The sequence below is a fragment of the Flavobacterium sp. genome (genome assembly GCF_027482425.1).
Lineage (GTDB): Bacteria > Bacteroidota > Bacteroidia > Flavobacteriales > Flavobacteriaceae > Flavobacterium.
The window spans coordinates 19152-41646 of record NZ_JAIXWA010000074.1; the positions used below are offsets into that span (position 1 = coordinate 19152).

A 22495-nucleotide genomic window follows, 5' to 3' on the forward strand; every position below is an offset into this window, starting at 1 on the left:
ACTAGGCTAAGAGTTTCGCACAAAAGTACGAAACCCAACTACAACGACAACTTTTTGTTGATATCTTCCACAAACTTTTTAAACTGTTTGTCGGTAGCCACAAGGTTGTCGACTGTTTTACAGGCATGTAAAACCGTAGCGTGATCGCGATCTCCGATTTGAGCTCCAATGTTAGCTAACGAAGCCTTAGTAAATTTTTTAGCAAAAAACATGGCTAATTGGCGCGCTTGCACCACGTGACGTTTACGTGTTTTGGACTGTAACGTGTCAATGTCGAGTTGGAAATAATCGGAAACTACTTTTTGGATATAGTCGATAGAAATCTCGCGTTTCACATTTTTCACAAACTTCTCTACAATGCTTTTCGCCAAGTCGAGGGTAACCTCTTTTTTGTTGAAAGACGATTGTGCGATGAGTGAAATAATGGCCCCTTCCAATTCACGTACGTTGGATTTAATATTTTGGGCAACGTATTCCACGATCTCATTGGGCATTTCTACGCCGTCGCGGTATAAAATGTTGCGCAAAATCGAAACACGCGTTTCATAATCGGGTTGGTGAAGCTCTGCAGAGAGTCCCCACTTAAATCGCGACAACAAGCGTTGCTCAATATCTTGCATATCGACAGGCGCCTTGTCCGAAGTCAAAATCACTTGTTTGCCATTCTGGTGCAAGTAGTTGAAAATATGGAAAAACACATCTTGTGTTCCCGATTTACCCGATAAAAATTGAACATCATCAATGATTAAAACATCAATTAATTGATAAAAATGGATAAAATCATTACGGTTGTTCTTTTTTACCGAATCAATATATTGTTGGGTGAACACTTCGGCCGAAATGTATAATACTGTTTTTTCTGGATACTTGTCCTTGATTTCTACGCCAATCGCATGGGCCAAATGGGTTTTTCCCAATCCAACACCACCGAAAATTAACAAGGGATTGAAAGATGTTCCCCCAGGTTTGTTGGCAACTGCCAAACCAGCCGAGCGCGCCAAACGATTGGAATCGCCCTCCAAAAAGTTGTCAAAACTGTAATTCGGATTTAATTGCGACTCGATTTTTACATTGCGAATGCCCGGAATCACAAACGGATTTTTGAGTTCAGGATTCAAGTTTTTATACGGAGCATCCACATTCTGCGATTTAATCGGGCTGCGGTGAGCGCTAGGCAACTGTTCTGTAAACGGCTGTTTGTTGCCGTAGGTGTTTTCCATCTTAATTTTATACAGTAACTTTGCGTTTTTCCCAAGCTCACGGGTAAGGGCAACTTTTAACAGCTTTACATAGTGTTCCTCTAGCCATTCGTAAAAGAATTTACTAGGAACTTGAATGTACAACGCATTATCAGTAAGTTCAACGGATTTGATCGGTTCAAACCAAGTTTTGTAAGCTTGCTCTTGAATATTGTCCTTGATAAAAGACAGACAATTTTCCCATACTGATTGCGCAGTTTTACTCATAAATCTGTTAAAATTAATACTTTAGTTAAAGGTTCTGTTGCTGAGGAAAAGTGGGAAAATATTCCCTGATTTTGGGTTAACAAATATGTGAACAATTTTGGTTAAAAAAAAATTAAAGCCTATTGATTTTTTGAAAATATTGTTGTAAAGAAAATTGAAATCATAGATTAACAGCATAAAAATATAGATGAAATTAAACGAAATACAAATTCGCGTTCGTTACAGTGAAACCGATCAAATGGGCGTAGTATATCATGGGAGTTATGTCCCGTATTTTGAAATCGGTCGCGTGGAATGGCTTAGAAATCAAGGGATTTCTTATAAAGCACTGGAAGAGAGCGGTGTGGCTTTGCCCATTGTTTCCATGCACATTAACTATAAAAAACCAGCGCGCTACGACGATCTTCTCACAGTCATTACGCGATTACGGCAATATAAAGGAGTGAAGATTGAATTTGATTGCGAAATTCGCAGTGAATCCGATGAGTTATTAACAACTGCACATTTTATCTTGGTTTTTGTTGATGTGAAAACGGGTCGTCCCGTGGTGCCACCCGCCGAAGTTTTGGCTATTATTGAACCCATTTCTTAATCGATCAATTCCCATAAAATTTCATGCCAAGCCGCAAGCGCTCCCTGTAATTTTTCAACATTCTTTTTACGGGTTGCTACAATTAGTTCACATTGCAATGCATGCGACTGATGGATAATTGATAATTGCTGTTCTTTGACCAAACGCATGACTTTGTTGAGCATCGGATAGTCGAAACTAATTTTAAATTGAACATCAATTGTGCGTTCTTCAATACGTGCCGTTTCCAAGGCGAGTTGTGCTGTCGTTCGGTACGCTGCGATGAGTCCCCCAACGCCCAATTTAATGCCCCCATAATACCGAACCACCACAACCAAAACATTGGTAAGATCAAACGACAACAACTGTCCATAAATAGGCATCCCAGCTGAGTTAGAAGGTTCTCCATCATCGTTGGCGCGATACTGTATTGTCTCTGCTCCCAATTGATACGCATAACAAAAATGAACCGCTCCCACATGTTCCTTTCGAAGCCGTTCCAAATGCATTTTTACGTCTGCTTCAGTTGCAACGGGAAACGCATAGCCCAAAAACTTACTCTGTTTTTCTTTAAAAAGAACCGGTATAGTCGACGCGGCAATAGTACGATAGGTATCCTTCAAAGATCAAAAAAATTTAGACCGTAAAAATAATAAGATTCTTTCGATTTTGGGCGTTACCTCCGGCCCGGGCTTTCGGGAGTCGCTGCCCTCGTGCCTTAGGCGAGCTCCAACATTCCCTCATTCCCTAACGCGGGTTATGTGCAAATGAAGCAATTTGTAAATGAGTCAATGAGGTAATGAGGCAGTGTGTAAAAGTGGAATGGGTTTAATGAAGTGTAAACATTAATAAAAAAGAAATTTTTTAATGTTTAAAATCCAATGTCTAGTCACTAGTCACTAATCACTAATCACTAATCCCTACAACGGAAACTCCTTATGCTGAAACAACTCGGTCACATCTTCTTGACCTACTTGTAAGTTCCATACATACAATCCCAGGGCTTCTGCGGCGTCGGTATTGACCTTTTTGTCATCGATAAACAAAGTGCGTTTGGGCGACAGGTCATATTTGTTCAGGATATGCGTAAATATTTCGGGTTCGGGTTTGCGCATGCCCATTTCGTAGGAATAGAACACCTTTTCAAAACAATTGTAAAAATCGGTGTAAAAAGACATCCCCACTTTATGTTCAAACCGACTGATGTGAATTTCATCGGTATTGGTCAGCAAAAACAACCGGTACTTTTTTGAAATCATTTGTAAAAACTCCAATCGTTCCAAAGGAAATTCCCCAATAATCGTATTCCAAGCTTCTCGAATTTCCAACAAAGTGGCTTTGGGAATGAAGCGCTGAAAGGATTCCAAAAACTGCTGTTCGGTGATTTTTCCTTTTTCAAACAAATCATTTTGTGCAATTAAGTCGTCATTGGGTGCGTCTAACCCTAGTTTTTTAAATGCTTCAATTTGCGCTTCTTTCTCCAAATTGATGAAGATATCGCCAAAGTCAAAAATGATTGCGTTAATCATAACGGTAATACCAATTTAGGTTATTGTCCTCTATTTTTTCACTTCGAGCGGAATGGGCTTCAAAACGTGGTGCAGGGATGCCTTGACCCCATAGTTCCGCACTTTCAAAAACCCGAGCTTCATCCCATACCCCCGCATCAATAAAAAGCTGTAGGGTTTTTGAACCCCCTTCTATTATTATTGATTGCAGTCCTTTTTGGTATAAAATTCTAGCAATTTGTTGGGGGAGTGAACTATCAAATATACAATTTTGATACGCAACTCGGTTGTCCAACAAACTTTTTTTAGCCTCCGTGATCACCAAAGTAGGTTGTGTTCCATCCATAATGCGATAGGAACGGTCGATTTTTCCCTCGCGATCCAAAACGATACGAGTCGGAGCATTTCCATGCCAGTCACGGGTGTCCAACTGTGGATTGTCATCCAATACCGTTTTAGTTCCCACCAAAATCGCTTGCTCTTCACTGCGCCATTGATGCACTTTTTGGCGGGCATAGGTATTCGAAATCCAAACGGGCTTTTGGGTCTCTTTTTGCAAAGGCGCTATAAAACCGTCGGCCGTTTGAGCCCACTTCAATATAATATAGGGACGCTGCTCGTTGTGAAAGGTAAAAAAACGACGATTCAGCCATTGGCATTCGCGTTCCAACACCCCTACCACCACAGTTCGTCCTGCTTCACGGAGTTTTTGAATCCCACGACCCGCCACGGCTGCAAAAGGATCTACAGTCCCCACCACCACGGTCGGGATCCCTTTTTCCAAAATTAAATCACTACAAGGAGGCGTTTTTCCAAAGTGACTACACGGTTCCAAACTCACATAAATTGTAGCTTCCTTCAAGAGTTTCGGATTTTTAACCGACCGTACCGCCATCACTTCGGCATGAGGTTCACCTGCTTTGCGATGCCAACCTTCGCCAATAATCCTGTCGTTATGCACAATCACGCTGCCCACCATTGGATTCGGATAGGTGGTCCCCACGCCATTTTCTGCCAATTGCAAGCACCGTTGCATGTATTTTTCATGTATCTTCACCCCACAAAAATACGATTACCCCGCAAATGAAATCCATATCGATACGTAAAATTCAACCCGACGATAACGCACCTATTGCGAACGTGATTCGTGCCGTTTTTGAACAGGAAGGTTATCCACGCACCGGAACTGCCTACGCCGATCCACAGTTGGATTACTTATTCGAATCGTATCAAGCTCCCAAGTCCGTGTACTTTGTTATAGAATCCGAAGGCCGTATACTGGGCGGTGGCGGAATAGCCCCTCTCGATGAAGGAGCCTTGGAGACTTGCGAATTGCAAAAAATGTATTTCCTTCCTGAAGTTCGCGGTAAAGGCGTGGGCCAACAAATGATTCAACAATGTTTAGAAGCGGCGGCTCAACGGGGCTTTCAATACTGTTATTTAGAAACGCTACCCCAAATGAAAGCTGCTCAACACGTATACCAAAAAATGGGATTTACCTATTTGGATGCACCCATGGGAAGTACCGGCCACATCAGCTGTCCTGTATGGATGATAAAATCACTTTAATTATGGAATTACGTCAATTGAAAGCACAATTTGAAGCGCAACTGAGTTTGCTGTATGATGCTGAAGAAGCGCGTCGTTTCTTTGAATTATTGCTCGAAGCTTATGAGTCTAAAAAACGTATTGATTTGGTGCTAACTCCCGATTTAACTACAACGCAACCCGAACGTTGGCAAGCGGCATTCCAAGCCTTACAACAGTTTGAACCCATACAGTATATTATTGGAACCACCTTTTTTTATGATTTACAATTTGAAGTGACGCCCGCTACTTTAATTCCGCGTCCCGAAACGGAGGAACTAGTGGCATGGATACTCAATGATGCCCCCAATTGTACCAGCGCAATACTCGATATCGGTACGGGAACTGGGTGTATTCCTATTGCCATTGCCAAAAATCGTCCGAAGGCAAGCGTCGCAGCCATTGATATTTCTTCCGAAGCATTGGCCATTGCCCAACGAAACGCCAAGTACAATGCGGTAAACGTGCAGTTCATGCATGAAAATGCTTTGGATTCTACTGCCATGGCGACTCGATTCAACAATCAATTTTTTGATATTATTGTGTCCAATCCTCCTTATGTTCGGCAGTTGGAAAAACACGAGATTCAACCTAATGTATTAAAACACGAACCCCATTTGGCCTTATTTGTCGAAGATGAAGATGCCTTATTATTTTACCGTCATATTGGACAGTTTGCGCTCAACCATTTAAAAAAAGGAGGGAAGCTATACTTTGAAATAAATCAATACTTAGGAGTCGAAACCAAGCAACTTATGGAGCAACTCGGATTTACGTCGGTTATCTTACGTAAGGATTTGTTTGGAAATGATCGGATGCTGCGTTGCGAACGCTGACTATTCGTAACGAAGCGCCTCTACTGGATCGAGTTTGGAGGCTTTCAAAGCCGGATACAATCCGGAAACAATCGCTACAATAAAGCTGGTAATAAAGGCTGCAATCATGGCCATCCATGGAATCGTAAATGCAAAATCAAAGAAGGAAGCAAAAAGATAGCCAATTCCTATACCCAAAAGCATTCCTACTAATCCACCCAACTGCCCAATGACAAGGGTTTCCATAAAAAATTGCCAGGCAATCGTACTTCGTTTGGCCCCAAGCGATTTCCGTACGCCAATTTCACGCGTACGCTCGGTGACCGAAACAATCATGATGTTCATCAAGGCAATCGACGATCCCAAAATGGTCACCAAACCAATCACAAAAGCCGAGATATTCAAGGTTCCTGTCGTCTCAGCAATACGTTGCACCAAATCATCACTGCGTGAAATTCCAAAATTATTGTCCTCCACCGGATTCAAATGACGTACACGTCGCATCGTTAAACGCGCGTGGTCAATGGCCGCATCCAAAATTTCTTGGCGCATTACCATCGTACTCAAGGTATAATTGATATTAGGTGCCGAAAACAGCGATCGGGCGATCTGTATCGGGATCATCACGCGTTGGTCCTGATTGTTGCCAAACGTAGACCCTTTTTCTTTGAGAATCCCAATGACGCGAAACTTAGCCCCGCGAATGGTAATGATTTTGTCAATCGGATTGGTCACGTCTTTCAGTAACCCTTCTTTCACAAAATCATTGCCTAGCAAGCATACATATGCATTGTTGGTGATATCAAAAACATTGAAATTCCGTCCTTGAATCACTTCCGAACCCGTGTTGGGAACATAAAACTCATCCACACCCAAAACCGAAATGGCTGGCTCGGTTTTTTCGTTTTCATATTTCACCTCCGCCTTGGCTGTCGCTGTAAAATAAATAGACGTTTGGGTTGCTGGATAGTCGTATTTTTCTTTAAAAGCTTTGGCATTGGGGTAGGAGATGATCGGATTTATTTTCTCGATTTCACCGCCACCACGCCGTCGCGAAGTAAATTCGTATTGGTTGATATTAAACGTATTCGATCCCATGGCGGCAAATTTCGAATTCAATGTATTGTCCAAAGCGGCCACCACGGTCAAAATGCCCACTAAAGCCATAATCCCTAAGGCAATGATCAAAATCGTCAGCACGGTGCGTAACAATTGCGAGCGAATAGCCCCCAATGCAATCTTTATATTTTCGCGAAAAACTCCATTCATGGTATTCCATAAGTAGACGAGGCTGCCATTTTGTTACAGGAATGATTCAGATTTTTTGGGCGTTGGCCGGGCTTTTGGCAGTCGCTGCCCTCGTTACCTCGGGCGAGCTTCAACAATGCCGCAATCCCTAACGCATCGGTGCCCCGATGAGCATTCCCAAAAATGTTGAAACAGTCCTTGGTTTACGTTTGCGAAATGTCCGATATTTGCAACGGTTTCTATGAAAATAACCTACCCTTATGGCACAAAAACCTGGACTTCCCACGGGAACACGCGATCTTTCATCCAATGAAGTGACCAAACGCAATTACATTATGAATGTCATGCGACGTCATTTTGAATGTTTTGGTTACCAACCCATTGAAACACCTTCGTTTGAAAATGCATCAACCCTTATGGGCAAATATGGCGACGAAGGCGATCGCTTGATTTTTAAAATTCTCAACAGCGGAAATTATTTCTACGATAAAAATCGAATTCAACTCCCCGAATCTTTAGAGGCTTTACTATCGAATTCGGCAGAAACTATTTCGCTCGAGCAACGGGTAGAACTCAATCAGTTTACCGCCAAAATTTCCGATAAGGCCTTGCGTTATGACTTAACCGTGCCTTTTGCGCGCTATGTGGTCATGCACCAAAACGAGTTGGCATTACCCTTCAAGCGATACCAAATCCAACCCGTATGGCGTGCTGATAAACCGCAAAAAGGACGTTTTCGCGAGTTTTACCAATGCGATGCCGATGTGGTAGGTTCGACCTCCTTGTGGCAAGAAGTAGAGTTGTTGCAACTGTATGATGCGGTATTTCACGATTTGGGTTTGCAAGGGGTGACCTTAAAACTCAACAACCGCAAAGTGTTGTCGGGAATTGCCGAAGTGATCGGCGCTTCCGATAAATTGATTGATTTTACGGTAGCTCTAGACAAATTAGATAAAATAGGAGAGACCGGAGTGAAAGACGAGATGTTGGCCAAGGGTATTCCCGCCGCTGCGCTCGATAAAGTACAACCGCTGTTCTCGTTTACGGGTACATTTTCGGAGAAATTGACCCAACTAGAAACGCTATTACAAATGTCTGAAATTGGATTAAAAGGCGTAGAGGAGCTGCGTTTTATTGGCGAACAAGTTGAAAAGTTAGGATTACAGCAAGCTACATTAGAATTGGATGTAACCTTGGCCCGTGGTTTAAACTATTATACCGGTGCTATTGTTGAGGTGGCCGCTCCCAAAGGGGTTCAAATGGGTTCCATCGGTGGTGGTGGTCGCTATGACGATTTGACTGGAATTTTCGGATTGAAAAATGTCAGTGGCGTTGGGATTTCTTTTGGGTTAGACCGAATTTATTTGGTCTTGGAAGAATTGAATCTCTTTCCAGAAACGCTTCGTACGGCTCCCCATTTTTTATTTTTAAACTTAGGCAACAAGGAGGTCGAAGAAGCGATGCACGCCATTACCGCTTTGCGTCGACAAGGAATTAGTGCTGAACTATATCCGGATGCAGCCAAGTGGGATAAGCAATTCAAATATGCTGAAAAGCGCGGAGTTCTTTATGTCATTCGATCGATTGAAAATGCGATATATTCCGTTAAAAATATAGCTACGGGAGAAGTGTTAGCCTGTTCATGGGAGCAACTTACGACTTTATAAACCGCATTATCTTTATATTAAAAATCACGTTGTATTGACGTGATTTTTTTATTTTAAAATGGAAAAGCCACACTGATCAGGTGTGGCTTTTCGCGTCGTCAAATCAAAATTGTTTAAACCCTAATTAAAAACAATCTTTTTCGAGGTGGTTCCTTGGTCTGAAATGGCTTTGGCAATGTACGTTCCTGCGCTGATTCCGCGAACAGGAATTTGGATTTGGGTTTGATCTTGTCCCGTCACCTTGTATGACATTACTTCTTGTCCCAGCATATTATAAAGGACCACAGTATGTATTGTAGCGTCTACTACATAATTTTTAATTGTCAATTGTGTGTTGTTGTTGGTATAAACCATTTGCACTCCATTTTGTAGCGCATGATCATCGGTATTTAAAGCTGTGGTGTTTTTGAAGGTCAACACAAAACGATTATCCGTATTGCCTTGTGGCACTTCCACTACAAAGGGTTGGTCGGTAATGTCATGGAAAACACCATCTTGATTGTCCAAGATATAATAACGTTGGGTAGTAGGTAGATTCTCAACTGCATCAATCATAAATTTGATTTCACCCGTTACATAGGCTTTTACTCCCAGAGGATACATCGTATTGATATCAAAATAATCCACTCCTTGTATCACCAAACGTTTGTTGTGGGCTACAAAATATACATCGTTGTTTTGGTTGTCAATAGTTTCAGCGTCATACCCATAATCATAATCATGAGAAGCTAAATCTTCCATAAAACCTAGTAAGATATTACGGTGGTAATTGTCTTTGGAGGTCATTCCCAAACGCAAACGTGCGTATTGATCGGCTACAACGGTGTCTTCTTCATTATTTCCAACATAGTTTTGCGTTGCATTTCCATGACGGAATAATGTATTGGAAGTTGCATTGTCCTCTCTTATGAAAGTACGGTGACTATTTTGGAAGGTAATATTTCCACCTGTTGTCGATCCTGCCACAAAGAAACCTTGTCCTACAGGAATAATTCTTCCTGGAATTTTGGTACTTGTACCAACTCCATTGATGCCTGCAGGTGCTAAAGGCCCAACACCCCCCGTCATATTGCGTACTGAATATCCTCCTTGATAACCTGTTAAGTTGTGGGTGTTATTACTTCCGGCATGTTCCCAGAAATAAAGCGTTCCCGTTGTGCTACTACTGTTGGTTGATATAAACAAATTAGCATCAATAGCCGAAGGATACGGGTTTCCTGTTAGATTTAAATTACTTGGTGCAATAGGAATTGTAATGGTTCCATTATTGGGTTTCCCTACAAAGGTTAGGTTTTGATTTGCACTTACCGCGCCACTTCCTTTTAAGGTAAATCCTTCTCCGGTATTCAATGATCCGTTGGCACCTACCGATTGCCAGTTGGCATAACTATTAGTTAGGTTTTGAAACTTGAATATCCAGTAGTTACTTAGGGTAATCGGTGCTGTAGGTGAGCCATTTAAGCCATTGGTCCATGTAATATTTTGTGGGGTAGCCGTGGTCCCGTCTTTCAATATACTGTTTACGGTAAAAGTACCGTTGTTGAAAGTGGTATTGATAGCGCTCACCGGCGAACTCCAATAATTGTAATTAAATTGATTGCTCGTTCCTTGTTGGTCGCGTTCAATGGCACCGGCACTAGTAACATCTAGTTCACTTGCATTGGTTTGAATCAATTGCGAGCGTCCTTCTAAATCCAAAACGCCATCAATTTTTAAATACCAAGCATTTTGCAAACGCGTATCGTTGTTCATGGTCATACGTACTCCGGGATTGATGACCATTCCAAGGTCAGTACTATTGGTAGTCTCTGTGATATTGTGTCGCACATCCACGATATTCCAATCAAAATTGAGTACATCATTACCATTAATATCGCGAGAAGGGTCATTAACAGCTGTCGCTAAACTTCCAGAACGAATGGTCACATAGGGCATAGGAGCTTCTTGTGGTGCAACAGCTTTTACATTGAATAAGCGTAAACCTGATCCTGTGTCTATGGTTGGTGTTGTATAGTTGTCGGCAATATCCCCACGATAAGTATCCATTCGATAGTAACGAAGCAAAGTGGCATAGTTGAGTGATCCTACATTTAAAGGGATAAATGTTCCACGAACTTGTGAACTATTGTTAAAAATTTCTTGGTTGATGATGCGTTGGAATTGGGAAGTGGATAAGTTGGTGTTAAATACCCTTACTTCATCCATTTTTCCAAAGAAAAACATATTGCTTGCTCCTGGATTTCTACCCAAAGTCAAATTGCTCGTATCGGCATTGATGGAGCCTGAAACACTGAAGGTTTGGGGGTCGCCATTCACAAAAATAGTTAAGGTGCCAGCGCCCAATGTAATACCTACATGATACCAACGACTTGTGTCTAAAGTTGCAACATTAGTATACGCATAAGCATTTCCGTTAATAACCACTTGTAATTGTCGGGTAGCACTCACTCGAATGTAACAGTTATTTTGACCTACAACTACCCCTGTTCCAGAGAAAGCAGGATTTAAGGATATCCATGCCATTAAGGTTAGGTTAGATAGACCCCCTAAAATTGGCGTGTCTTCTGCAAAATCATTTCGTCCATCAAAAGATAAATACAGCTTTTGGTCCAAATTGCGCGGTGAACCCCAAAGACTAGAGTTAGTGTCGAAAGTATCTATAAGACCATCCGTATCGCCATCGGCCCATCCATCAATTCGGCCATCAATATTGGTATCTAAAGAGGCATAAATTCCATGGGTGATATCAAATACACTATCTGCATTAGAGTCCAATTGCAAATAGTCCCCGACTCCATTATTGTCAGTATCTTGGGCATACGCTTTGGCACTTACCCCAAATCCGGTTAGATTATCATGGATGTCCATGATTCCATCCCCATCGGCATCGGTATAATCTCCACTTCCATTGCCGTCGATATCACCATCTCCAAAAAGGATGCCCGCTTCATCGGTGTCAAATAGTGAGTCGTTATCGCTATCCAAATCAATATAGTTAGGTACTGAATCGCCATCTGAATTTAATACCACATAGGTACTGCCTGAAATCATTGATTCAATGTAATCGTTAATTCCATTGTTGTTAGCATCCATCCATCGGGCAGAGTCTGTTTTGTCCATAGTCCCTGTTTGGTTACTCAAATTATGGAATCGATTTTCTTCAATATCAGGAATACCATCATTGTCGGAATCTAAATCATTCAAATCAGCTACTCCATCTCCGTCGGAGTCAATACAAGTTTGGTTAATAGTAATTAGAATATCGTCAATGAAGTTTCCTACCGATTGATCGCCAGAAGCGGTTGGACCCGCTTGGAAAGTTAAAACAATTTGGCGCATGCCCGATGGAATAATGTAGGTCCCCGAGTAGGTTGCCCATGAGGTGTTTCCCGAAACCATTGTAACAATGGGTGAAGAGGCTAGGGCATTGGCCAACGAAGAGCCAAATTTCACGAAAGCCGTATCAGTTCCGCTTCGACCACGGTGACGAATTGACCAGTTAATTGTTCCACCCGCGCCATTCAAACAAAAAGTTTGGTATAGTACACCAGGGACATTGGCATTTAACTCCGCAAATTGATTTCCAGCTGCAGCAGGTACACCGTTAAATCCGGTACTCCATATTTCTATCACATTTTCAGCACTGGTTTGCCATCCTGTTACATTAGCAGTGGGTACAAAAGAAAATGAGTTGGCAGCTATAACAGGCGTCTCAAAACTCCCATTTTGAAAAGGGTCCATAGTGCAGGCTCTACATTCATCAATATCGCGAATGCCATCATTATCGTCATCTAAATCACTTCCAGCATCGATTATGTCTCCATCAGCATCGTTCATTCCGTTTCCTTGAATATTATAACTAAAGGAAGTAAAGTTTGGGTCGTTCGTGTTGAACGTTACAGTTGCGTTGCGAACTCCAAAAGCGCTAGGGTTGAACGTAATTGTAAATGTTGTACTATTCCCGCTATTCACTATTGTGGTTGGTGCTGTTGTTACTGAAAAATCACCGGCATTCACTCCAGTAATAGTCAACCCTGAAATGATTAGTCCAGCTTGACTCGCTGTATTCTGAATGGTGTAGGTTCGGCTTAGAGTTCCATTTACTATATCGGTACTACCAAAAAAAGTATGATTGGCAATGGCAGGGATACTAGCCCCATTAGCAATTACATTTCCATTTCCTCGTACAACCAAATTTGGGGTCGCATAGGTAATTCGTATTTGTCCGTTGCCACCATTTCCACCCCGGTAAGAAGCATTATCATTACTTCCACCGCCACCGCCACCGGGTATAGCGCCATCACTTCCATTATCATCTGTTGATCCAGCACCACCAGCACCACCGCTGTTAGCCCCGTTTCCTCCATTTCCTCCGCCACTACCTGAACCTGCAGCACCATTATTACCGTTAGATGTGGCTTGGTTACCGAAACTACTCGATGCTAATCCACGGTTGGATGGAGCAGTTGTTGTATTGTTATTTCCTCTGCCTCCTCCATTGCCGAGAGTTCCTGAAGTATTATTGGTAGGTACAGCATTAGTTCCTGTAGCATTGAACCAAGAATTTTGACCATTCCCCGCATTTGCAGTAGAATTTGCTAGTGCACCCGCGCCACCGCTTCCTACAAAATAGAAATAGGTAGTATTTGGAGTTACGGTGTGAACCCCTCGGGCATAAGCACCTCCGCCACCACCTGTACCTCCATTGGTACTAGAGCTGTTGCTATTTCCACCACCACCACCTGCACCCCAGGATTCTATTGTTACCGAAGTAACCCCTGGTGGTACGGTAAAAGACCCGCTACCAGTGGTGTTAATAATATCTGTTCTAGTCTGTGCTATCACTAGTGTTGTGACTAGTAATGCTATCAAAAGGGTTAACCTTTTAAACGTCAGGAATAGTATTGTTTTCATGACAGTAGACGTTAGTTTTTTGTTTTCATTTTGATTTGACACCACAAATATAGAAACGGCTTTCTAAATTATCGATAAAAAGCATTAAAAATCGATAAAAAGCATTTAAATGAAAAATAAATAATAAAATTCTTACAAATAAAAATGAATTTCTGTTTTTAACTTTTCATCGACGTAAGGAGAGTAAATAATTGAGAGTTGCGTGGTTATATCCAAAAAAAAACAGCCTGATGAAATCAGACTGTTAATAAAATCCAGTAGCGAGAGGGAGATTTGAACTCCCGACCTCAGGGTTATGAAAATAATTAAACCTTTGAAATCCTCAATAATTACGGCACACATTATTGGATATTGTTCGTTTTTATCACTTTTCCTTACTCTATTTCCTTACTCCGGTTTTTAAGTAAAAGTGTTTTTATAATATTTTTAATGGTTTAACAATTAAAATTATTTAAGAACAGGTTTAGTATTATTTATTGTTTTTATTCTTCTCACATTGAATAATTGCACCAGCAGCACCCGCATATATTTTGTAGCATTTGTCCCATTTTCTATACTCTTCATTAGTCATACCTGTATATGAATTAGGATTGTCTTTTTTCAAAAGTAAATCTACACAATCACAAGCACCTTGTTTTTCTTTATTATCAGCCATAGCTCCTATAATTAACAATAGAAATAAAACGCCAAAAATACTAACACTTTTTTTTTGTTTTGGGCTTGCGCCAGACCACCATCTTGTTATTGAATTTCCATTTTCTTTGTTTTCCATATCTTATATATATTTAATTTACTTTTTTTAATGGTTCTGTTCTTAATGTTTCCCCAAATTGAACATAAACTAATTTGTCTCCGGATTCTAAATAATATGTATTCGGATTATTACATCCATTGACACAAATTTGAACCACATTATGTTTTCCCTCTTCAAAATAGATTTCATATTTTAAGCCATCAGATTTGGGAAGATTTTTATAACCGCCTTTTTTGTCATATGTATAGCATAGGTTGTCTGAACTAAAAAAAGTGTAAGTGCTAACACTTCCCAACCCCATTTCAGATAAATCATAGGGATGTTCCCATTCGGTGTTACGAATCAAATCCATTCCTTCCTGTGCGGAACTAATTTTATTTTTACAACTAAAAAATAAGAATGTAAAACATAAAAAGAATATTTTCATTATTTTATTTACCATAACTACTGAAAAAAGTGTTTGTTGAGTTTGATAATTTATTGTCTTCTAATGTGTATTGCCCTGCAATATTTCTATTGAAATCACATCCACTATTGTTAGGGTTTATAGTAATTTTGTTACCTTGAAAAGTCCAAGTTCCCTCTCCTTGACAACCTCTTGCAAAATCATCTCGTGAAGCTTTTTGAAATGTTTCATATTGTCCGTTCATTTGAAATTGAATATAGATATATCCTGAATTATATAATTTGCCTTCTAAAGTTTCTCCGGATTTTTGACAAGATATTGTTAAAAAAACAATACAAAAAAATAGACATAGTTTTTTCATAAAAAATTTATTTAGAATTGATTGCAATATACACTTTATTGTAAAAAAACTAAAAAAAAATTAAATTTTTTGAAATCTTCAACAATTAAGGCATTCAATATTGGATAATGATATTTTTATTTACATCACTATAAATTCAAATAATGGAAATATTTTTGACTTGTTTAGGAGTAGTTTTTGGTTTGTAATATTTATAAATAAAACCAAAATGAAAAAACAAAAAAACTCCAACCTATCTTTTACGATAAACATAAAAGATTACAATAACAACGAGGATATTATTAACTACCTAATTAAAGCAATAACCACTTCGTTAGAACTTAATGACGATAATAAGTTTCTGTCTGATATGAAGGATGCCAATGAAATAAATTTATCATTAAAGAAAAACTTAAAGATAAAGATTAAGGATTGCGGGTGTGGTCAGTAACTACTCAATATTCTCAATTCTTTGAATTTTGGGATTTTTTTCTAAAAAGTCCTCAAACCTTATATATGATTGTGCTGAATACACACCTGATTGCTCTATTCCAAAATATTTACATTGGGCACAATATGCTATCAAACCCGATGTTCCAAGACCACTAAAGATATCCATAACCGAGTCCCCCTTATCGGTTGTTGATAAAATACAAATCATTGGAATCTCAAAATCAAACAAAGCATTGTGGAGGAGTGTCAGTCCTTTACTTGAAAGTAACTTTTTTAGATAGGAATTATTGATTACATTGGTTTCAATCAAACTATTAACCATACCGGCTCCGTCATTCTCATTTCTTTCATCCTTGTTAGTTTCATAGAAAAATACATTCCTGAATTTTCTTTTTTTATCTTTATTTCCATAGGTAATTCGTCCTAAAAATTCGTCTGCTTCATTAAACCAATTATCTCTCCACTTATATTTTTTAGCATCAAGAACAAAATGAAATATATGTTCCATAGATGGTTGAAATAAATTGTTATTGTCGTATGGAGGGTTATTCTTGAACCAAATCACCTTCTGTGCAGTAATTAAATGTTCTTTCTCAAGGGCTAACAATAGTTTCTCCGGGACATTTAAGTAATTTCCATTTTTTCGGACATCCATAATGTTAATCCATATACTACCGGTGGGTTTTAATGTTCTTATACATTCTCTAACATATACAACCATTTTGTCTATGTATTCTTTGATTGTATCTTCTTGTCCTAATTGTTTAAGATTACTTTTTTTAACTCCCTTTTTTACACTCTTTCCATCTTCCGAATATGTTCTGATGGAATTTGGATAGGGTGGTGACGAACAGACACAATCAATTGTTTGGTCTTCAACAATATCAGATAAGTCCTCACAACTTCTTGTATATATCTTAAATGAATCGTGATTATTTAATTTAAGTTTTTTTACTTTTTTTTCATTCTTCTTTTCACCAACAATATTTTTTAGATAAGTTTCAATTGCGGAAATAGATTTTGATTTATTTAATTCTTCTAATTTTTCCCAAGCAGAATCATCATCTATTTTGTTGTCCAATTCTTTTACTAACTTAAAGGATGTCAATACTCTTTTTATTGTGCTACCTTTACAATTGGTGTTAGCTAATAACTCATCTCTTTTTTGTTTTCCTTCTTTATCTCCTTTACCTCTACTAATATTATAATACTCCCCGATTATCATATACTCTTTCGCTACCTGAATCTCTGTTTTTGTTCTTTGAAGTTGTAGTGAAACAATCATATACTCGGTCACCTCATAATCCTCAATATCTTCTATTAAGACAGGAATGGTGTCAAAACGAGTGGAAAATTTAGCACAATAATATCTTCTGTTACCGGATATAATAAGACCTGATTTTGTTATTTTTATTGGTTGGTCAATACCTCTTTCTTCAATGTTTTTATATAATTGAATGTCTTCAAACTTTTGCAACGAAAATTTGCCGTAAAACTCCTCTATGAATGGATTTGGGCGAACTTCTGAAATTTGTTTTATTTCTAATCTCATAATCTATTCAAAATATGTTGGGTAGAATTTAATTAGTTCATCTCTTGCGATTTTTTTGGCATCCTCCAATAATCTTTCGTCATTTATGTCTTTGTATTGACTAACAGAGTTTATGACGAATTTTATTCGTCTTTTCACCGCTTTGTCACCGGGAACAACAAACACACTTCCCACATAAACATTTTCCTCCTGTATGTCACTTAATGAAATATCAATCTTCGGTTCGTAAAATGGTTGAAGTATTTTATATGCCGGGTCAAGTTCGTTTAGAACCAACTCAAGTTCTTTAATTTTGTTTATAATAACTTCCCTATCTTTTTTTAAGGTTTGAAAACCCTCTTCGTTAAGTGTAACCAATAAACCCATAATTGTATTTTTAATAATCCTCGCAATTTAGCAAAAAAATATAAAGGTTCAATTGGTCTTTTTTAAGTCATTGATATTATGTTATTTATGTTTAGTTCACCCCAACACCTCATAAAAATATCTCTTCTCCTTTGAGTTATATATTGCACCACCCTTTTCATAAGTCAAGTCATACTCTTTGAGGTAAATTCGTCCCTCTTTATATGAATTGGGGTCACATATAAGTTCAAGTTTGTCTACAATGTCCTCTGCAACGAGCATATCTTCTGCACAATCAATTAAAAAGTGTGTGTGGTAGTATTTGTCTTCCGTATTCTTTTCAATTGCATAGAATAGAGTTAATTGATTCTTTTCCATCTGTAAGTTTTTAAGTTCACCAAATAAATGTCTCATCTTATTTTTTAGGTCATCTACATTTGAACTTCCGGGCACTACATCTCCAAAATAACTCCAATAATGATTTCTAACCCATTTAATTGTTTGGTTATGTTCCTTTTTACTCAATCGTCTTCTTTTTCTAAATAATTCATCTAACACAGAATGATGTATGTAACGAGTTGGTGAACCTGATTTAGATGTTATAAATTTAGTTTTGGTGGGGTCAATATTTTTAATTCTTTGTTTGTAAGTTGATGATGAAATAGGATATAATTTTAATATTTCAATCTTTGTATACCATTCATTAGTTAGCATAATAAATCTATCTTTAATTATTAAAGTTTATTTGATACAAAATGACTTTGAGATACTATTTGTAAAGGATTTTTAATCTTAATGATTAAAATAACCGACCACTTTATGATGACTATCTCGTATGAAGTATTTCTCTCTTTACAATAAGTAGATGATTAAGATAAAAAAGTCAAATAATTAAAAGTTTTTTTTGTATTATATTTGTCTTTTTAGTATTACAATTATGACTTTACATCAATATATTGAAACCATAAATCAACGATTTAGGTTAGGAAATGCAACGGAGCATACATTTCGTGGTGATTTACAGCACTTGTTAGAATCTTTAGTTACCGATATTCGTGCGACTAACGAACCTAAAAGACAATCTTGTGGTGCACCCGATTATATTATCACTCGTGGCGATATACCTGTTGGATTTATTGAAGCTAAAGATGTTGGTGACAAAGACCTTGAAGGAAAAAAGAAAACCGGTAATCAAGAACAATTTGACCGATATAAAACAGGTCTTGCTAACTTGATTATAACCGATTATATAGATTTTCATTTTTATAGAGATGGTATTTTTACAACTAAAATATCCATTGGTAAAGTTGAAAATGGTTCTATCGTTCCACAACCTGAAAACTATGACCAATTTACCCAATTGTTTAAGAATTTTTGTGAAACTATTTCACAATCTATAAAGTCCCCAACACGACTTGCGGAGATGATGGCGGGTAAGGCTCGTTTAATGGCTGACATTATTGAAAAGTCATTGAATGAGGATGATGAAAATGAAAATTTGTCAAATTTGAAAAGACAAATGTTATCTTTTCAAAAGATGTTGATATCTGATATTGATAATAAATCCTTCTCTGACCTATATTCACAAACAATTGCCTATGGAATGTTTGCGGCTCGTTACCACGACCCAACACTACAAAACTTTTCAAGGGAAGAAGCGGTCAAGTTAATTCCAAAGAGTAACCCATTTTTAAGAAAGTTATTTAAGGATATTGCCGATGAAGATTTAGATACAAGGTTGGTATGGATAATTGATGAATTAGTGAATGTTTTTCTTGCTTCTGATGTTGCTACCATTATGAAAAACTTTGGTAAGTCAACCAAACAAGAAGACCCCGTAGTTCACTTTTATGAAACATTCTTGGGGGCATACAATCCAGCACTTCGCAAAGCAAGAGGGGTTTGGTATACACCTCAACCGGTAGTTAATTTTATTGTGCGTGCTGTGGATGATATACTAAAAACAGAATTTGATTTACCGGAAGGATTGGCTGATTCAAGTAAGAAGAAAATCAAAGTTAATTATCAAGGGAAACAAATTGAAAAAGAAGTTCACAAGGTTCAGATATTAGACCCTGCAACCGGAACAGGAACTTTTCTTGCGGAGACCATCAAACATATTCATAAGAAGTATGAAGGTATGCAAGGGATTTGGAGTAAGTATGTGGAGGATGATTTGATTCCTCGTGTCAACGGATTTGAGTTGTTGATGGCATCCTATGCGATGGCACATCTAAAATTAGATATGTTGTTAACCGAAACAGGTTATGTTCCAACAAAAGACCAACGACTACGAGTTTTTCTTACCAACTCATTAGAAGAACCACACCCTGATTCAGGAACTTTATGGGGAAATTTACTTTCTGATGAAGCAGACCAAGCCAATGAGGTAAAAAGGGACACACCTGTTATGTGTATTATTGGGAATCCACCTTATAGTGGAGAAAGTGCTAATAAGGGAGAGTGGATTATGAAGTTGATGGAAGATTATAAAAAAGAGCCGGGTGGAGTTCAAAAACTTCAGGAAAGAAACCCAAAATGGATAAATGATGACTATGTAAAGTTTTTAAGATATGGACAACATTACATTGAAAAAAACGGACAAGGAGTTTTGGCATTTATTAACCCACACGGGTTTTTAGATAATCCTACTTTTAGAGGGATGCGTTGGAACTTACTTAAAACCTATGATAAGATATACACAATAGACCTTCACGGAAATAGCAAGAAAAAAGAAACCGCACCTGACGGAAGTCCTGATGTAAATGTATTTGATATTATGCAGGGAGTTTCTATAAACTTGTTTGTAAAAACCGGAAAGAAAAAACCAAGTGAATTAGGGAAAGTATTTCATTTTGATTTATATGGCAAACGAGAGTTCAAATATAATTTATTGACTGAAAACACTATTGGCTCAATAAAATATAAAGAACTTCCCAATGTTTCTCCTAATTTTTTCTTTGTTAATAAAGATTTTGAGGCTCAGAATCAGTATTCTAAAGGTTTTTTAATTAGCGATTTATTTTCCATAAATAATGTAGGAATAGCAACGGCTAAAGATGCGATTTTAATAAATTACAAAAAAGATGATTTAATTTCAAATGTTGAAAATTTCTACTCAATTGAAGCCGATAAATCATTGATAAAATCAATTTCTTATCGTTTGTTTGACGATAGGTATATTTACTACGATATGAAAATTGTTGAACGAGCAAGAGAAAAAATTATGTATAATTTTCTCAAAGGAGAGAATTTGGGATTGTCACTTTGTAAACAATTCAAAACAGGAGATAATTATTTTCACGCCTTTATATCTAATAAAATAATAGAAAGTTCGTATGTTTCTAATAGAACAAGTGAAATAACCTCAACTTTTCCATTATACAAATACCCCGACAAAAACGGACAACAAACCATAGACATATCATCAGAAAGAACTCCTAATCTTAATACTGATATTGTTAAAGAAATATCCGGAAAAATTGGGTTAACCTTTACTACCGAGAAAGAGATGACCAAAGATACTTTTGCTCCAATTGATATTTTGGATTACATCTATGCTGTATTACATTGTCCAACCTACCGAGAGAAATATAAGGAGTTTCTAAAAATAGATTTTCCGCGAGTTCCCTATCCAAAAAATAAAGATACATTTTGGAAATTGGTTAAGTTGGGTGGTGAGATTAGACAAATCCATTTATTAGAAAGTGCGGTGGTGGACAAACCAATCTCCAAATATCCACACACCGGAACTAATGTTGTCGGTAAAACCAAATATGAAAATAGTAATGTTTACATCAACGAAACACAATGTTTTGAGGATGTCCCGGAAGTTGCGTGGAACTTTTATATTGGAGGTTATCAACCGGCACAAAAATGGTTAAAAGACCGAAAAGATAGAGAACTTCAAATAGACGACATAAGACATTATATGAAGATTATCGTTGCGTTAACCGAGACCGACAGATTGATGAAAGAAATTGATAAAATTGAAATTGAGTAAAAATTATGGAAGATATTTTTAGACCAAGTAGTTTAACCATTAAACAATTATTCGGGAATACGGATAGTTTATATCAAATACCAAGATACCAAAGACCCTATTCTTGGGGTGATGACCAACTTGAAAAGTTATGGGATGATTTATTGGAAGCTAAAGAGAATGACCCAAATTATTTTTTGGGTTCGGTAATTACTGCTAAATCGGAGGACAGCACAAGTTATTTAGATATTGTAGATGGTCAACAAAGGTTAACAACATTAACCATCTTACTTTGCGTTTACAGAGATTTGTTCCCAAACATAAATGAAGATTTATTAGATTCTGACCCATTTGCTATTGACAATAAAGTTATAGGTAGTTCAATTAGATTTAATGATAGATTTGAAAGATTGAGGTTACGCACCCATTCTAACCATCAAAGTGATTTTGATTCTATTGTATTAAATGGTGACACCACCAATCTAAAAAAACCAACAAAACAAGATTTAAGAAAGGACGAACCAAAACATAAGTTTATAAATACAGCACATTTCTTTACCAACAAATTAAAAGATTTAGGTAAAGATGATGCGGGTGGATTGATAAATTATCTTTTTAATAGTGTAAAAATTATTAGGATTGATTGTCAGTCAGTGGCATTTGCTATTAAATTATTTCAAGTCCTAAACGATAGAGGATTGGATTTGTCCAATGCGGACTTAATTAAGAGTTTCTTAATAGGTCAGATTCAAAAAAAATATATTGGTGACGGAGAATTGAAAAAGCAGAAGGAAGACCAATTTATGGACGATTGGAAGGTATGTGAAAACTATTCAAATGATACCCAGACATCTTTGAACGATTTGTTTGTAATGTATGAATATTAC

At 37.8% G+C, this 22495-nt stretch carries 18 protein-coding genes; 6 read left to right on the plus strand and 12 right to left on the minus strand.

Going from position 1 to position 22495, the window contains the following annotated elements; genetic code table 11:
- Positions 1–38 precede the first annotated feature (38 nt).
- Entirely contained in the window at positions 39–1466 is a 1428-nt protein-coding gene (dnaA, locus tag Q0037_RS10890) for a chromosomal replication initiator protein DnaA (RefSeq protein ID WP_073363332.1), read from the minus strand.
- Positions 1467–1653: 187 nt separating this feature from the next.
- Here dnaA and Q0037_RS10895 point away from each other — a divergent pair, with 187 nt between their 5' ends.
- A complete protein-coding gene (locus Q0037_RS10895) occupies positions 1654–2058 on the plus strand; it encodes a thioesterase family protein (protein WP_297518249.1) in 405 nt (134 codons plus the stop codon).
- On the opposite strand, the gene Q0037_RS10900 is transcribed toward Q0037_RS10895, so the two are convergent.
- The 3 genes from Q0037_RS10900 to ribD form a co-directional block, all read right to left on the minus strand.
- Positions 2055–2660: a YigZ family protein gene (locus Q0037_RS10900; protein ID WP_297518251.1), complete on the minus strand. Its 606-nt coding sequence runs from the start codon at positions 2658–2660 to the stop codon at positions 2055–2057. The two genes, Q0037_RS10895 and Q0037_RS10900, sit on opposite strands and share 4 nt — an antisense overlap.
- Before the next feature lie 297 nt (positions 2661–2957).
- Positions 2958–3566 carry an HAD family phosphatase gene (locus Q0037_RS10905; protein WP_297518254.1) on the minus strand — a complete coding sequence of 203 codons (609 nt, stop codon included), beginning with the start codon at positions 3564–3566 and terminating at the stop codon, positions 2958–2960.
- Positions 3559–4602 (minus strand): bifunctional diaminohydroxyphosphoribosylaminopyrimidine deaminase/5-amino-6-(5-phosphoribosylamino)uracil reductase RibD, encoded by a 1044-nt coding sequence (gene ribD, locus Q0037_RS10910; protein ID WP_297518257.1) that lies wholly within the window; start codon positions 4600–4602, stop codon positions 3559–3561. The genes Q0037_RS10905 and ribD overlap by 8 nt, the downstream gene beginning before the upstream one ends.
- Positions 4603–4628: 26 nt before the next feature.
- On the opposite strand from ribD, the gene Q0037_RS10915 reads away from it, so the two are divergent.
- Together Q0037_RS10915 and prmC are read left to right on the plus strand one after the other, a co-directional pair.
- Positions 4629–5114, plus strand: coding sequence for a GNAT family N-acetyltransferase (locus Q0037_RS10915; protein WP_297518260.1), 486 nt, complete (start codon positions 4629–4631; stop codon positions 5112–5114).
- A gap of 2 nt (positions 5115–5116) precedes the next feature.
- Positions 5117–5968 carry a peptide chain release factor N(5)-glutamine methyltransferase gene (prmC, locus tag Q0037_RS10920; protein WP_297518263.1) on the plus strand — a complete coding sequence of 284 codons (852 nt, stop codon included), beginning with the start codon at positions 5117–5119 and terminating at the stop codon, positions 5966–5968.
- Here prmC and Q0037_RS10925 read toward each other — a convergent pair whose 3' ends face one another.
- On the minus strand, positions 5969–7216 hold the full coding sequence (locus tag Q0037_RS10925) for an ABC transporter permease (protein ID WP_297518266.1): 1248 nt from the start codon (positions 7214–7216) through the stop codon (positions 5969–5971). It abuts the gene before it with no gap.
- Between the two features lie 239 nt (positions 7217–7455).
- On the opposite strand from Q0037_RS10925, the gene hisS reads away from it, so the two are divergent.
- The gene (gene hisS / locus Q0037_RS10930; protein ID WP_297518270.1) at positions 7456–8862 is read left to right on the plus strand and encodes a histidine--tRNA ligase; all 1407 of its coding nucleotides are present in this window, start codon (positions 7456–7458) and stop codon (positions 8860–8862) included.
- 120 nt (positions 8863–8982) lie between these two features.
- Here the strand turns inward: hisS and Q0037_RS10935 are convergent, their stop codons facing one another.
- From Q0037_RS10935 to Q0037_RS10965, 7 genes are all read right to left on the minus strand, one after another.
- Positions 8983–13776, minus strand: a complete 4794-nt coding sequence (locus Q0037_RS10935) for a LamG-like jellyroll fold domain-containing protein (RefSeq protein ID WP_297518273.1) — start codon at positions 13774–13776, stop codon at positions 8983–8985.
- Between the two features lie 469 nt (positions 13777–14245).
- Positions 14246–14548, minus strand: coding sequence for a hypothetical protein (locus Q0037_RS10940; RefSeq protein WP_297518274.1), 303 nt, complete (start codon positions 14546–14548; stop codon positions 14246–14248).
- Between the two features lie 13 nt (positions 14549–14561).
- Positions 14562–14957 carry a hypothetical protein gene (locus tag Q0037_RS10945; protein WP_297518277.1) on the minus strand — a complete coding sequence of 132 codons (396 nt, stop codon included), beginning with the start codon at positions 14955–14957 and terminating at the stop codon, positions 14562–14564.
- Positions 14958–14961: 4 nt separating this feature from the next.
- Entirely contained in the window at positions 14962–15297 is a 336-nt protein-coding gene (locus Q0037_RS10950) for a hypothetical protein (protein WP_297518280.1), read from the minus strand.
- 430 nt (positions 15298–15727) lie between these two features.
- Positions 15728–17281: a DNA modification methylase gene (locus Q0037_RS10955; protein WP_297518283.1), complete on the minus strand. Its 1554-nt coding sequence runs from the start codon at positions 17279–17281 to the stop codon at positions 15728–15730.
- 3 nt (positions 17282–17284) lie between these two features.
- Entirely contained in the window at positions 17285–17647 is a 363-nt protein-coding gene (locus tag Q0037_RS10960; RefSeq protein ID WP_297518286.1) for a hypothetical protein, read from the minus strand.
- 96 nt (positions 17648–17743) lie between these two features.
- Positions 17744–18340, minus strand: coding sequence for a hypothetical protein (locus tag Q0037_RS10965; protein ID WP_297518289.1), 597 nt, complete (start codon positions 18338–18340; stop codon positions 17744–17746).
- 223 nt (positions 18341–18563) lie between these two features.
- Between Q0037_RS10965 and Q0037_RS10970 the strand changes: the two genes are divergently transcribed.
- Positions 18564–21629, plus strand: coding sequence for a type ISP restriction/modification enzyme (locus tag Q0037_RS10970; RefSeq protein ID WP_297518292.1), 3066 nt, complete (start codon positions 18564–18566; stop codon positions 21627–21629).
- A gap of 5 nt (positions 21630–21634) precedes the next feature.
- A partial coding sequence (locus Q0037_RS10975; protein WP_297518294.1) for a DUF262 domain-containing protein occupies positions 21635–22495 on the plus strand: 861 nt, incomplete at its 3' end.

Coding starts and splice junctions, on each gene's coding strand:
- Q0037_RS10940 (WP_297518274.1), bottom strand. CDS start 14,548: ATGGAAAACAAAGAAAATGGAAATTCAATAACAAGATGGTGGTCTGGC.
- Q0037_RS10970 (WP_297518292.1), top strand. CDS start 18,564: ATGACTTTACATCAATATATTGAAACCATAAATCAACGATTTAGGTTA.
- Q0037_RS10895 (WP_297518249.1), top strand. CDS start 1,654: ATGAAATTAAACGAAATACAAATTCGCGTTCGTTACAGTGAAACCGAT.
- Q0037_RS10965 (WP_297518289.1), bottom strand. CDS start 18,340: ATGCTAACTAATGAATGGTATACAAAGATTGAAATATTAAAATTATAT.
- Q0037_RS10925 (WP_297518266.1), bottom strand. CDS start 7,216: ATGAATGGAGTTTTTCGCGAAAATATAAAGATTGCATTGGGGGCTATT.
- dnaA (WP_073363332.1), bottom strand. CDS start 1,466: ATGAGTAAAACTGCGCAATCAGTATGGGAAAATTGTCTGTCTTTTATC.
- prmC (WP_297518263.1), top strand. CDS start 5,117: ATGGAATTACGTCAATTGAAAGCACAATTTGAAGCGCAACTGAGTTTG.
- hisS (WP_297518270.1), top strand. CDS start 7,456: ATGGCACAAAAACCTGGACTTCCCACGGGAACACGCGATCTTTCATCC.
- Q0037_RS10960 (WP_297518286.1), bottom strand. CDS start 17,647: ATGGGTTTATTGGTTACACTTAACGAAGAGGGTTTTCAAACCTTAAAA.
- Q0037_RS10955 (WP_297518283.1), bottom strand. CDS start 17,281: ATGAGATTAGAAATAAAACAAATTTCAGAAGTTCGCCCAAATCCATTC.
- Q0037_RS10950 (WP_297518280.1), bottom strand. CDS start 15,297: ATGAAAAAACTATGTCTATTTTTTTGTATTGTTTTTTTAACAATATCT.
- Q0037_RS10915 (WP_297518260.1), top strand. CDS start 4,629: ATGAAATCCATATCGATACGTAAAATTCAACCCGACGATAACGCACCT.
- Q0037_RS10945 (WP_297518277.1), bottom strand. CDS start 14,957: ATGAAAATATTCTTTTTATGTTTTACATTCTTATTTTTTAGTTGTAAA.
- Q0037_RS10935 (WP_297518273.1), bottom strand. CDS start 13,776: ATGAAAACAATACTATTCCTGACGTTTAAAAGGTTAACCCTTTTGATA.
- Q0037_RS10905 (WP_297518254.1), bottom strand. CDS start 3,566: ATGATTAACGCAATCATTTTTGACTTTGGCGATATCTTCATCAATTTG.